This is a genomic window from Variovorax sp. RKNM96 (genome assembly GCF_017161115.1).
In the GTDB taxonomy this organism is placed as follows: Bacteria; Pseudomonadota; Gammaproteobacteria; order Burkholderiales; family Burkholderiaceae_C; genus Variovorax.
Genome location: NZ_CP046508.1, coordinates 677,485 through 690,587 on the forward strand (window position 1 = coordinate 677,485; position 13,103 = coordinate 690,587).

Annotated in this window: 10 protein-coding genes; all 10 read left to right on the plus strand. The window is 69.0% G+C overall.

Annotated features, from left to right (window positions below; all coding sequences use genetic code 11):
* Window positions 1-5: 5 nt before the first annotated feature.
* The 10 genes from GNX71_RS03070 to tssH all read left to right on the plus strand — a co-directional run bounded on the left by GNX71_RS03070 (window position 6) and on the right by tssH (window position 13,093).
* Complete coding sequence (locus tag GNX71_RS03070) at window positions 6-755, plus strand: hypothetical protein (protein ID WP_206176968.1); 750 nt, start codon at window positions 6-8, stop codon at window positions 753-755.
* A gap of 28 nt (window positions 756-783) precedes the next feature.
* Window positions 784-1,935 carry a hypothetical protein gene (locus GNX71_RS03075; protein ID WP_206176969.1) on the plus strand — a complete coding sequence of 384 codons (1,152 nt, stop codon included), beginning with the start codon at window positions 784-786 and terminating at the stop codon, window positions 1,933-1,935.
* Between the two features lie 125 nt (window positions 1,936-2,060).
* Entirely contained in the window at window positions 2,061-4,040 is a 1,980-nt protein-coding gene (locus GNX71_RS03080) for a caspase family protein (RefSeq protein ID WP_241027148.1), read from the plus strand.
* Between the two features lie 43 nt (window positions 4,041-4,083).
* Window positions 4,084-4,641, plus strand: a complete 558-nt coding sequence (locus GNX71_RS03085) for a type VI secretion system tube protein Hcp (RefSeq protein ID WP_206176970.1) — start codon at window positions 4,084-4,086, stop codon at window positions 4,639-4,641.
* 1 nt (window position 4,642) lies between these two features.
* Window positions 4,643-5,488, plus strand: coding sequence for a type VI secretion system accessory protein TagJ (locus GNX71_RS03090; RefSeq protein ID WP_206176971.1), 846 nt, complete (start codon window positions 4,643-4,645; stop codon window positions 5,486-5,488).
* A 1-nt stretch (window position 5,489) separates the two neighbouring features.
* Entirely contained in the window at window positions 5,490-6,005 is a 516-nt protein-coding gene (tssE, locus tag GNX71_RS03095) for a type VI secretion system baseplate subunit TssE (protein ID WP_206176972.1), read from the plus strand.
* A gap of 7 nt (window positions 6,006-6,012) precedes the next feature.
* A complete protein-coding gene (tssF, locus tag GNX71_RS03100) occupies window positions 6,013-7,905 on the plus strand; it encodes a type VI secretion system baseplate subunit TssF (protein ID WP_206176973.1) in 1,893 nt (630 codons plus the stop codon).
* Entirely contained in the window at window positions 7,869-8,960 is a 1,092-nt protein-coding gene (gene tssG, locus GNX71_RS03105; protein WP_206176974.1) for a type VI secretion system baseplate subunit TssG, read from the plus strand. The genes tssF and tssG overlap by 37 nt, the downstream gene beginning before the upstream one ends.
* A complete protein-coding gene (locus GNX71_RS03110) occupies window positions 8,957-10,288 on the plus strand; it encodes a methyltransferase domain-containing protein (RefSeq protein WP_206176975.1) in 1,332 nt (443 codons plus the stop codon). Before tssG ends, GNX71_RS03110 begins: the two co-directional genes overlap by 4 nt.
* A 69-nt stretch (window positions 10,289-10,357) precedes the next feature.
* Window positions 10,358-13,093 carry a type VI secretion system ATPase TssH gene (gene tssH, locus GNX71_RS03115; RefSeq protein WP_206176976.1) on the plus strand — a complete coding sequence of 912 codons (2,736 nt, stop codon included), beginning with the start codon at window positions 10,358-10,360 and terminating at the stop codon, window positions 13,091-13,093.
* Window positions 13,094-13,103: the final 10 nt, after the last annotated feature.

Here is a 13,103-nt window from a genome sequence, read left to right on the forward strand (position 1 = left end):
CCTCCATGCAGGAAACCCTTTCGTCCGCGGAAAGCACTGAACTTGTCCGCCTCTGGCGGCGGCGGCAGACGCTGTCCTCGAACGACATGGGCACCATGTACCGCATCGTTGGCGATGCACTCGTGGCCTGCAATCCGCCCGAGCTGCAGATCCTGGGCGAAGGGCGGCAGGAGCTGGTGGCGCAGTTCATCTACGTGAAGGTGCTGCGGCTCGATGCCGATCCCGATGAAGCCGACGAGCGCGCAAGTCACAGCGCCCCTTCGACCGCCTTCGCGCTCTGCGCGTACTTCCGGCGCTACCTGATCGACTGCACGCGCGCGAGCTCTTTCCGCCGCAAGCTCTCCATCGGCGACCAGATCACCGAGGCGCAGCTCGAAGACGAGATCGGCGCCGGCGAGGACCTCGACGGTTGCCTGGCCGAGCACGGCCTGAGCGCACAGGCGGTGCAGCTGGCCGCACGCGCCTTCATCGCCGAACTGCCCGAGCCCGAGCGCATCCTGTTGTGCGAGGGCTTCGGCAAGGAAGCGGAGGGCGGGCTTTCGGGCATCGCCTCGCGTCACGCCATCGCCTCGTACCACTACCGCGCGGGTCGCCTGGGCCTGGTGCACAAGCGCGAGGGCCTGACCGCCGACTACGCCAAGACCCGGCTGGGCGGCTGGATCCAAGAGACCCTGGGCATCGCCATCGAGGCGGAAAACATGGCGGCGATCCTGCAGGTTTTCAAAATCCTCGGTGCTGAAGCGTCTTATGCCTGAAGACATAGCCATTCAGGAACAGACCGCCATGAACACCGAACTCTGGCCCCCGCTCAGCGTGATCCGCAACGCGTTCGAAACCGGCAGCGCCGCCGTGCCCGATGCAGCTGCTGCAGCCGCTGGCGTGGCCACGGTGGCCATGCCGGGTGCGATGCCGCAAGGCGCATCGGCGGCGGCAACGCCCGCACTGCAGGATCTCCTGCTGCCCCTCACCGAATTGGCCCGGCGCCGCGAGGCTGTCGCCCAGCGCGCCTTCCCCGCACGCTGGGCGCCGGGCCGCCTTGTCAGCGTGGTGCACGAAGGGCGGTTGCTCGGCGTGCTGCTGGACCGCTGCATCCATGGCGATCTCTGGCAGGGCTGGATGGCGGCCAGCGAGGCCGACTGGGCTTCTGCCTTCGACGTGCTGCTCGAACCCGACGACGAGCCCTTCGAGCCGGCGTTCGGGCTGATTCAAGCCTGGAACGTGCTCACGCTCGAACCCAGCCCGCAGCTGTGCGCGCGCGTGCTCGGCGAGGTCTCGGCCACGCGGCTCGCGGCGATTCGCGCGGTGCACGACGAATGGGCCGCGCAGAAGGTGCTGCCCATCGCGCCCGAGCCGGGCCACATCGCGCTGCGCACCGTGGGCGGCGCGTTCTCGGTGCTCTCGGGCACGCCGCTCGGCGTGCAGGACCCGCGCGCCGACTACCAGGCGCTGTACCGCACCGTCGGCCTTCAACTGGGCTCGGCGCTGACGCCGTCACCCGAGGCCGCACCGGCCGCGCCCGCGTCGCCGCGCGCCCGGCCGCAGGAGCGGCCCGAGGGCGGCTGGTGGGGCAGCATCCGCCGCTGGTTCGGCGCCGATGGCTGGATGCGGCCTGCGTTCGCGGTGCTCGCCTTGTGCGTGGTGGTGCAGAACGTCGGGCTGCTCGGCGGGCGTGGATCGGAAGAGGACGACGTGCGCTTTCGCAATGTGCCGACCGCACCGGCTGCAGCGCCGGCCAACCTGGTTGTGCGCTGGAAAGATGGTGTGCGCGTGGACGAGGCCGATCGGCTGCTGCGCACGATCTCGGCCGAAGTGGTCGGCGGGCCGGGCACGAACGGCGTCTGGCGCTTGCGGGTGGACGATCCGGTCGGTGGCCTGTCGTTGCTCGCGGCATCGCCGCTGGTCGAATCGGCCGGGCCGGCGTCGGAGCGGCCATGACGGGCGCCGCGTCTTCGTCTTTCTCCCTTCCCTTCTGGGGGAGGGCCGGGGTGGGGGCAAGCGGCGTATCCATCGGGCGCTCTGCCTGCCCCCATCCCAGCCTTCCCCCAAAGGGGGAAGGAGCCATGCGGGTGCTCTGCTTGCGACTGCTGTTGATGTTGTCGCTGCTTGTCTGCGCCAGCACCGCCTTCGCCACCCAGCGCGCCCTGCTCGTCGGCGTCTCCGAACTCGTCAACCAGCCGCAGGCCCTGTGGCTGCAGGCGCCGCGCAATGACGTGATGCTGATGCGCGACGCGCTGCTCAAGCAGGGCTTCGCGCCTGGCGACATCACCGTGCTCGCCGACGGCGTGAGCGGCTCCGTGCTGCCCGAGTCGCAGGCCATCCACGAAGCCCTCGGCCGCCTGCTCGCGCAGTCGAAGAGCGGCGACTTCGTGCTGCTCTATTTCTCCGGCCACGGCACCCGCCTGCGCGACAGCAACAAGCGCTACCAGGAGCCCGACGGCCTTTCCGAGAACTTCCTCGCCCGCGACGTGCGCGGCACGCTCGGCGCCGACAACGCCCTGACCGGCGACCTGCGCGATGCCGACTTCGACGCGTGGATCCAGGCTTTTCTCGCGCGCAACGTGTTCGTCGCCTCCGTCTTCGACACCTGCTCGGCGAACTCGATGACCCGCAGCACGACCGATGCGCCGGCCATTGCCGAAGGACCGCCCGGCGACGAGGTGCGCTGGCGCGGCCTGCGCACCACCCAGTTGATCGGCGCGCCCGGCCCCGCGGCGCGCGTCGCCATGTCGCGGCCCACGGTGACCGACCCGGTGCCGCGCGCCCGCTACGTTGCGCTCTTCGCCTCGGAGAGCCACCAGATCACCCCCGAGCTGCGGCTGCCGCGCAAGAACCGCAATGCGCGTCCGCAGGGCCTTCTGACCTGGGCCGTGGTGGAGGCGCTCTCGCGCAAGCCCGCCACCTGGCGCGACCTGTTCGACGGCGTGCTGGCGGTCTATCCGCCGGTGATCGACGAGCTCGCGCAACGCTTTCCCACGCGCGAACTGCCCTCGCCGGTGGCCGAGGGCAACCTCGATGCGCCGATCTTTGCCAACCGCGCCCAGGCCGTGTCGACGCGCCCCGTCTGGCGCGCGCAGCGCTCCGGCGACACGCTCACGCTGCAGGCCGGCCAGCTCGACGGCCTCGTGGCGCAGCAGCCGCTGCGCGTGCTGGCCACGATGGACGACGGCACCATGCGCAGTGCCGAGGGCACGCTCGCGCAGGCCTTCACCGACAAGGCGCGCATGGCGGTGCCGCCCGCGCTGCGCGAACTGCCCGGTGCCGCGCTCTGGAACATCACGCCGCTCGGCGAGCCGGCCGCGGTCGCGCTGCGCGTGCGCGCGGAGCAGGGCCTGCCGCCCGGCCTCAGCCTCGAATACCCGGCCTCCGTCGTCGCCGTGAACGACGCGGACGGCGCCGACGTTCGTTGGTCCGCCGGCCGGCTCGAAGTGCTCTCGCCGCTGCTCGGCGCGGGCGCAGGTGCAAGGCCCTTGCCCGCCGATGCGGCCGCCGCGCGCCGGCGCCTTGAGGTGCTGGCCCGCCTCAAGTGGCTCAACCAGCTCTACACCATCGCCAAGGACGCGCAGTTCGACGGCTTCGACGCGGTGTTCGAAGTCTGGAACGGCGAGCGCCTGGTGCGCAGCGGCTCCGCGCAGCAGGTCGACGCGAAGCTCCTGCCGCTGCGCAGCGGCGAACGCGCCGTGCTCAACGTGCGCAACACCAGCGCGCGCTCGGTGGACCTGGTCATCGTCGGCATCGACCCGCAGGGCGGTGCGCGCCAGGTCTACCCCGAGGACCCAGGCGAGACCAACCGCTTCAAGCGCGGCACGCGCGAGGCGCCCGCCATCAAGCGTTTCGAGCTGCCCTGGTTCAACGCCGAAGGCGGCCGGCTGCTGGTGCTGGCCACGCCCGCGGCGCCCTACAGCGCGCCGCGCCTGTTCGGCACGGGCGCTGGCGATGCGGTTGCGGAAGTGCGGGTGCGCGGCGCGCTGCAACCCGAGGGCGAGCGGCAGACCTTCGCCGCGATGGTTCATTGGGCGGGCGAGTTCGCGGCCGCCAGGTAACGACGACACCTCACCACCACGGATTTTTTCTCAGGAGATCGACATGAGCTGGACCTTCGATGGACAACTGGACCCCGATGAGGCCCTGCGCCTGCTCGACTACCTGTCGGGCGAATCGGGCAACGACTTCTCGATGATGATCGAGAGCAAGGGCTCGCCGATCGAAGGCGAGTCGGTGCGCATGTACGAAGACGGCAAGCAGCGCATGGACATCGGCGGCTACTCGTACAAGGCCGACGTGGTCATTCCGCCGGGCTCCAGCAAGGGCAAGATGCGCAACCACCCCTTCATCGTGGTCCGCGACAGCGATGCCGCCACGGCCTCCATCGCGAGCCTGCTCAAGGGCCAGGACAGTGACCTGAAGGTGACGGTGTCGGTCTTCAAGGCCGGCGGCGACAGCTCCAAGGATCTGCAGCCGCACCTGGAGTTCGTGCTCGAGGGCGCGCGCGTGCACTGCCACGCCATCGTGACCGGCGGCAAGCCCAAGCGACCCTGCGACATCGTCTTCTTCAGCTACACGAAGCTGGAGATCCGTTCGGCACCGCAGCAGAAGACCGGCGCACGCGGCGCGGTCCGCACCTGCACCTTCACGGGCAACTGACATGACCACCTCCGCCGAACTCCTGAAGTCCGCCGACCCGGTGGCCGCGCTCAAGGCCCTGAGCGACGAGGTGCGCGCCAAGCCTTCCGACAGCAAGCACCGCGTCTTCATGGCGCAGCTGCTCTGCGTGCTGGGGCAGTGGGAGCGTGCGCTCAACCAGTTGACCGTCGCGGCCGAGCTCGACGCGCTCGCCGTGCCCATGAAGCAGGTGTATGGCGACGCCGTGCGCTGCGAGGGCCTGCGCGCCGAGGTGTTCGCCGGCACGCGCACGCCCATGATCTTCGGCCAGCCCGACGAATGGCTGGCGCTTCTCATCGAGTCGCTGCTGCGGCAGGGGCGCGGTGAGTCCGAGCTGGCCGAAGATCTTCGCCAGCGCGCGTTCGACGGCGCACCGGCCATCGCCGGCACCATCGACGGCGCACCGTTCGAGTGGCTGGCCGATGCCGACATGCGCCTGGGCCCGGTGCTCGAGGCCTTCGTCAACGGCAAGTACTACTGGATTCCGTATGCGCGGCTCGCGCACATCAAGATCGAGCCGCCCGAGGACCTGCGCGACTGCGTCTGGATGCCCGCGCACCTGCAGTTCGAGAACGGCGGCGAAACCCTCGCGCTCATTCCCACCCGCTACGAAGGCACCGAGAAGAGCGAAGACGGCGAGCTGCGGCTCGCGCGCAAGACCGAGTGGCGCGAACTGCGCCCCGAGGTCTGGGCCGGCACCGGCCAGCGCGTGCTCGGCAGCGATGCCGGCGAGTACGCGTTGATGGACGTGCGCGAGATCCTCTTCACGCCGGCGGCTTCCGCCGATGCGCCGCAGGAAGGCGAAGGCACCGAAAGCGGAGGCGGCTGAGGTGGCCGAACTCACCGCCCAGGAGCGCCTGCAGCCTTCGCTGCTCGACCGCCTGGTCGACAACGCGCCGACGGAAAAACGCGAGAGCGACGAGAAGCGCACGCTCACCAAGCAGGCGCTGCGCTCGGCCGTGCTGCGCGACCTGAGCTGGCTCTTCAATGCCACGGGCTTCGGCCTGGCCATGGACGACAAGCAGTACCCCAACGCGGCACGCTCGGTCATCAACTACGGATTGCCTATGCTGTCTGGCCAGTTCACCTCGTCGGTGCAGCGTGTCAGCATGGAACAGGCTTTGAAGAACGCAATCCTGCAGTTCGAGCCGCGCATTTTGTCCCGCACTCTCGAAGTGGAACTCGTCATGGAAGGCTCGGCACTGGAGTCGCACAACAGCATCGGCCTGCAGATCCGCGGCATGCTGTGGGCGCAACCCGTGCCGCTCGAGTTCCTGATGCGAAGCCGTGTAGACCTGGAAGAAGGACGCATCGAGATCGTGGACATGGCGCAAAACCCAAGGTAAGTCCGACATGGACCCTCGGCTGCTGAACCTGTATGAACAGGAACTGCGCTACTTCCGCGAGAGCTCTTCGGAGTTCGCGCGCGCCTTTCCGAAGATTGCGCACCGGCTGGGCATCGAGGGCCAGGAGGTCGCCGACCCTTATGTCGAGCGGCTGATCGAGGCCACGGCGTTCCTCTCGGCGCGCGTCAATCTCAAGCTCGATGCCGAGTACCCGCGCTTCACGGGGCACCTGCTGGACATCGTCTATCCGAATTTCCTTGCGCCGACGCCCGCGATGGCGGTCGTCTCCTTCGCGCCCGATCTCGACGATGCCAACCTGGCCACCGGCCCGAAGCTGCCGCGCGGCGCCGGCCTGCGCGCACGCCAGGCCGTGGGGCAGAACACGCATTGCGAATTCCGCACATCGGGCGCGCTGCGCATCTGGCCGATGGAGGTGCAGCGCGCGCAGTACTTCACCTATGCGCCCGACCTGCCGCTGGCCACGCACCCGCAGTCGCGCGCCATCCGCGGCGGCCTGCGCATCGCGCTGCGCGCGACGGCCGGGCTCAAGTTCAACCAGATCGCGCTCGACGACCTGGTGCTGCACCTCGGCGGCGCCGAGGACGTGGCGTGGCAACTGCAGGAATGCGCGCTCGGCCAGCCCATCGGCGTCATGGTGCGGCCGTTGTCGCCCACCGGCGCGTTGCAGGGCGCGGCGCAGAGCCTGCCGGCAAGTGCGATCCAGGCTGTGGGTTTCGAGGACGACGAAGCACTGCTGCCGGTCACGGCCACGGGCTTCTCGGGCTTCCGGCTGCTGCAGGAGTACTTCGCGTTTCCGCAGCGCTTCCAGTTCCTGCGCATCGCCGGGCTGCAGGCGCTGCTGGCGACGATGCCGGTCACCGAGATCGAACTCGTGCTGCTGTTCTCGCGCGGCGATGCGGCGCTCGAAAAGCTGGTGACCGCCGAGAACGTGCAGCTGCATTGCGTGCCGGTGGTCAACCTCTTCAACAAGCGGCTGGACCGCGTGCCGCTCACCGAAGGCGTGAGCCAGTTCCACCTGGTGCCCGACCGCACGCGGCCGCAGGACTTCGAGGTGCACACGGTCACCGAGGTCGTCGGCCACGGCGCGCCCGGCGCCGATGCCGCGGCGGCGGAGCAGGTGTTCCGGCCTTTCTACTCGGCCTTCCACGGCACGCGGCACAACCACCCCGCCTACTTCACGACCACGCGCGAGCCGCGCATGCTGTCGGTGAGGCAGCGCACCGAGGGGCATCGCAGCAGCCACATCGGCTCCGAGGTCTACATGCAGATCGTCGATCCGCAGCAGGCGCCGTATGCCGCCACGCTGCGGCAGCTGGCGGTGACCGCGCTGTGCACGAACCGCGACCTGCCGCTCCTGATGCCGCTGGGCCGCGACAACGACTTCGATTGCGTCGACTCCTTCCCCGTGCAGCGCGTGCGCATGGTGCGCGGGCCCTCGCGACCGGTGTCGCCGGTGGTGAGCCAGGGGCTGGGCTGGCGGGTGGTCGATCACCTCGCGCTCAACTACCTCTCGATTTCGGACAGCACGCCGGAGCAGGGCGCGGCCGCGCTGCGCGAGACGCTGATGCTCTATGCCACGCATGCCGATGAGATGCGCCAGGGTCAGGTGCGCGGGCTCCTCTCGGTCAAGAGCAAGCCCGTGGCGCGCCGCCTGCCGCTGAAGGGCCCGATCGCTTTCGGGCGCGGGCTCGAGGTGACGCTGGAGGTCGACAAGGATGCGTTCCACGGCCACAGCGTGTTCCTGTTCGGTGCCGTGATGTCGCGCTTTCTCGCGCGCCATGTGGAGGTCAATCACTTTGTCGAGACCGTGCTGCGCGTGGCGGGCAAGGGCGAGACCATGCGATGGAGGCCGCTGTGCGGGACCCGGCAGATTCTGTAGGCACGCGCGTCGACAACGCGCTGCGCGGGTGGTCGGCGGAGCCGTGGTCGTTCGACTATTTCGCCGTCATGCGTCGGCTGGAGTCGGTTGCCGGGACCACGCCGCGTTGGGGCCGTGCCTTGCTGCCGAGCGCCGAGCCGGTGCGCGTGGGGCAGGAGCCATCGCTCTCGTTCGCGCCCGCGAGCTTCAGCCGCTTCGAGCCGGCAACGGCGTATTCGCCGCCGCGCCTGCGCCAGCATTTTTTCAGCTACGTGGGCCCCAACGGCCCGCTGCCGGTTCACCTGAGCGACTTCATTCGCGAGCGCAGCCTGAACCATGGCGATCCGACCTGGCTGGCGTTTCTCGACAGCTTCCTGCATCGCTTCTCGTTGCACTTCTACCGCGCGTGGGCGCAGGCACGGCCCGCGGTGGCGCTCGACCGTCCGGGCGAAGACCGCTTCAGGCTGCAGGTCGGTGCGCTCATCGGCACCGGCACGCCGGGCCGCATCGGGCGCGACGAGGTGCACGACGATGCGCGCCTGCATTTCTCGGGCTGGCTCGCGCGCCGCGTGCACAACGCCGAGAGCGTGGAGTCGGTGCTGTGCAGCTACTTCGGCGTGCCGGTGACGCTGGAGCGCTGGGTCGGCCACTGGATGCGCGTGCCCACGGACGAGGTCACGCGGCTCGGGCGCGGCGAGAGCTCGCGCTCGATGGGCATGGGCGCGATGCTCGGCACTCGCGCATGGGACCGGCAGCACCGCGTGCGCCTGCACATGGGGCCGCTCACGCTCGATCAATACCGCATGTTCCTGCCCATCGGCACCGCGCGGCCGGTGCTGCAGCGCTGGATGCAGCAACTGCTGGGCGACGAACTCGAATGGGATGCCGAGCTGATGCTCGAAAAAGCCGAGGTGCCCGTCACGCGGCTCGGACAGAAAGCGGGCAATGCGCCGCGCCTGGGCTGGGTCTCGTGGCTCGGCGAGCGCACGCGCGCGAAGGACGCGGCGGACGTGTGCATCGGCAACAGCTCGATGACCGTGCGGACCGCCCCGTCTGCTGTCGGAGCCGCCGCATGACGACGACGTCCGTGCGCGAAGACACGCTGGCGCTCGGCGAGGCGCTGGCGCAAGCGGTGGCCTTGATGAAGGCGAAGCAGCTCGATGCGGCCGACGAACTGCTCGCCCGCATCGTGGAGGCTGCGCCCGCCGACCCCGACGCCTTGCACTACCAGGGCTTGCTGCGTCATGCGCAGGGCCGCGCCGACGAAAGCATCGCGCTGATCGGGCGCTCGCTCACGCTGCAACCTACGCAAAGCGGCGCATGGAACAACCTGGGCAACCTGCTGGTCGAGGCGGGCCGCGTTGACGATGCGATGCGTGCCTATGAAAACAGCGTCTCCTTTGCCAAGGGCGACGAAGGTGCCGAGGGGCTGAGCAACATTGCGATGCTCGAACGCGGCAAAGGCCACTGGCAGGCCGCCGAGCGCGTCAGCCGCCGCGCGATCGAACTGCGGCCGGCGTTCAGCGAGGCTTGGTACAACCTGTCGATCGCGCTGATGGAGCAGGGGCGCATTCACGAGAGCGTCATCGCCAACAGCCGGGCGGTGGTGCTGCAGCCACGCAACATGAGCGCGCGCTCGCGGGTGATTCGCGCCCTGGAGCTGCTCGGCGAGCGCGAGCAGGCCATCGGCATGTACCGCGAGTGGCTGGCCGAAGCACCGGGCAACCCGGTGGTCTCGCATCTGCTGGCTGCCTGCGAGGGGCACACGCCGGCACGCGCGAGCGACGGCTACGTGGAGACGGTGTTCGACAGCTACGCCGGAAGCTTCGACGCGAGCCTCGAGAAGCTGCACTACCACGCCCCCGAACTGGTGGCGCGCGCGGTGCGAGACATGTTCGGCCCGCCCGCCGCGCGCATTGCCGTGGTCGATGCCGGCTGCGGCACCGGACTTTGCGCTCCGCTGCTGCGGCCCTGGGCCTCTCGCCTGGCCGGCTGCGACCTGTCGGTCGGCATGCTGCAGCGCGCGGAGCAACGCGGCGGCTACGACGTGCTGCACAAGGCCGAGCTCACCCACTACCTGCACACCCAGCCCGGCCGCTTCGACCTGGTGGCATCGGCCGACACGTTGTGCTACTTCGGCGACCTGCACGAAGTGCTGGCGGCCGCCGCGCGTGCGTTGCGTCCCGGAGGCGGCGTGGTGTTCACGGTCGAGGCCATGGACGGCGGCCGGGACGACTTCAGGCTCGAAGGCAGCGGCCGCTACCGCCATGCGGCGGCGCATGTCGAGGCCTGTCTTGCGGCCGCCGGTTTCGACGCCGTTCGCATCGAGCCGATCGTGCCGCGCCGCGAAGCGGGGCTGGACGTGCAGGGGTGGTTGGCCAGCGCAAGGCTTTTTGCGCCATGACGCCGGGCATGGATCGCCGAACTTCAAATTGCCCGAGATGAATCGTCTTCAACAGATACGGAGTCTTCCATGAGTGAAATCAGTCGCACCGCCCTCTTCGGCAAGCTCAATTCGCTGGCCTACAAGGCCATCGAAGGCGCCACGGTTTTCTGCAAGATGCGGGGCAATCCGTACGTGGAGCTGGAGCACTGGTTCGCCCAGCTGCTGCAGGCGCAGGACTCCGACCTGCACCGCGTGATCCAGCACTACGGCCTCGATGTGTCGGTGATCGCCAAGGACATGACCGCCGCGCTCGACCGCCTGCCGCGCGGCGCCACCGCGATCAGCGACTTCTCGCCGCATATCGAGAACGCCATCGAACGCGCATGGACCTACGCCACGCTGCAGTTCGGCGAAGCCCAGGTGCGCACCGGCTACATCCTGGTGGGCATGCTGAAGACGCAGAGCCTGCGCAACCCGCTGTTCAACCTGTCCAAGCAGTTCGAGAAGATCAAGGTCGAGGACCTGGCCGACAACTTCCCGAAGGTGTGCGACGCCTCGCCCGAATCGCAGATGCGCGCGCAGGACGGCACCGGCATGGGCAGCGGCGCCCCCGGCGAAGACTCGGGCGCGATGGCGCCCGCCGCCATGGGCAAGGGCGATGCGCTCAAGAAATTTGCTGTCGACCTCACGGAGAAGGCCAAGAAGGGAGAGATGGATCCGGTGACCGGGCGGGACGAGGAAATCCGCCAGATCGTCGACATCCTCATGCGCCGCCGCCAGAACAATCCGCTGCTGACCGGGGAGGCCGGCGTCGGCAAGACGGCGGTGGTCGAAGGCTTCGCGCAGCGCCTCGCACGTGGCGATGTGCCGCCGCAATTGAAGGACGTGAAGCTCCTCACGCTCGACATCGGCCTCCTGCAGGCCGGCGCGAGCATGAAGGGCGAGTTCGAGCAGCGGCTGCGCCAGGTGATCGACGAGGTCCAGAGCTCGCCGACGCCGATCATCCTGTTCATCGACGAGATCCACACGCTCGTGGGCGCGGGCGGCGCGGCCGGCACCGGCGATGCGGCCAACCTGCTCAAGCCGGCGCTCGCGCGCGGCAACCTGCGCACCATCGGCGCCACCACCTGGGCCGAGTACAAGAAGTACATCGAGAAGGACCCGGCGCTCACCCGCCGCTTCCAGGTGGTGCAGGTGCCCGAGCCCGACGAGGTGAAGGCGATATTGATGCTGCGCGGCGTGGCCAGCGTGCTCGAGAAGCACCACCGCGTGCAGCTGCTCGACGAGGCCATCGAGGCGGCCGTGAAGCTCTCGCACCGCTACATTCCCGCGCGCCAGTTGCCCGACAAGGCCGTGAGCCTCCTGGACACCGCCTGCGCCCGCGTGGCCGTGTCGCAGCATGCGACGCCGCCCGAAGTGGAAGACTGCATGCGCCGCATCGAAGGCCTCACCGTCGAGCAGGAGATCATCGGCCGCGAGGCCACCATCGGCATCGATGTGACCAAGCGCTCGGCACAAGTGGAGGCGCTGCTGGTCGAATCGAAGCTGCAGCTCGATGCGCTGAATGCGCGGTGGCAGGAAGAGAAGGGGCTGGTCGACCGGCTGCTTGAATTGCGCAGCAAATTGCGTGCGGGCAACAAGCCGGTGGATGCGCCCGCGACCGCAGCCGATGCAACGGCCGCTGCCGCGCCGGCAGATCCGGCCGCTGCTGCAGCCGCCGCGCCCGCGCACGACCGCGCCGCGCTGCTCGCCGAACTGCACGAGCTGCAGGCCAAGATCCACGCGGTGCAGGGCGAGTCGCCGCTGATCCTGCCCTCGGTCGACGAACAGGCCGTGGCCTCGGTGGTCGCGGACTGGACGGGCATTCCGGTCGGCCGCATGGTCAAGAACGAAGTCGAAGCGGTGCTCAAGCTTGCCGACACGCTCAACCAGCGCGTCATCGGCCAGAAGCACGGCCTCGAGATGATCGCGCGCCGCATCCAGACCTCGCGCGCGCGGCTGGACAACCCGCAGAAACCCATCGGCGTCTTCATGCTCTGCGGCACCTCGGGCGTCGGCAAGACCGAGACTGCGCTGGCACTGGCCGAGGCGCTGTACGGCGGCGAGCAGAACATCATCACCATCAACATGAGCGAGTTCCAGGAGGCGCACACCGTCTCCACGCTCAAGGGCGCGCCGCCCGGCTACGTGGGCTACGGCGAGGGCGGCATCCTGACCGAAGCGGTGCGCCGTCGCCCGTACAGCGTGGTGCTGCTCGACGAAGTGGAAAAGGCCCACCCCGACGTGCACGAGATCTTCTTCCAGGTCTTCGACAAGGGCTGGATGGAAGACGGCGAGGGCCGCATGATCGATTTCAAGAACACGATCATCCTGCTCACCACCAACGCCGGCAGCGAGCTCGTGATGAGCATGTGCCGAGACCCCGAGCTCTTGCCCGATTCGAACGCGCTGGCCGATGCGCTGAAGGCGCCGCTCATGAAGGTGTTCCCTCCCGCGCTGCTGGGCCGCATCGTCACCATTCCCTACTACCCGCTGTCGCCCGACATGATGAAGAAGATCGTGCGGCTGCAGCTGGGCCGCATCAAGAAGCGCGTGGAGACCAACCACGGCGTGCCCTTCGAATACACCGAGGCGGTGATCGAGCAGGTGGTCGCGCGCTGCCAGGACCCGGAGTCGGGCGGCCGCGTGATCGACGCGATCCTGACCAACACGGTGCTGCCCACGATTTCCGTCGAGTACCTGCAACGCCTTGCATCCGGTGGAGAGATCCGCCGCGTCGCGCTGGACGTGAAGGACGCCGACTTCACCTACGCGTTCGACTAAGAGTCCACCC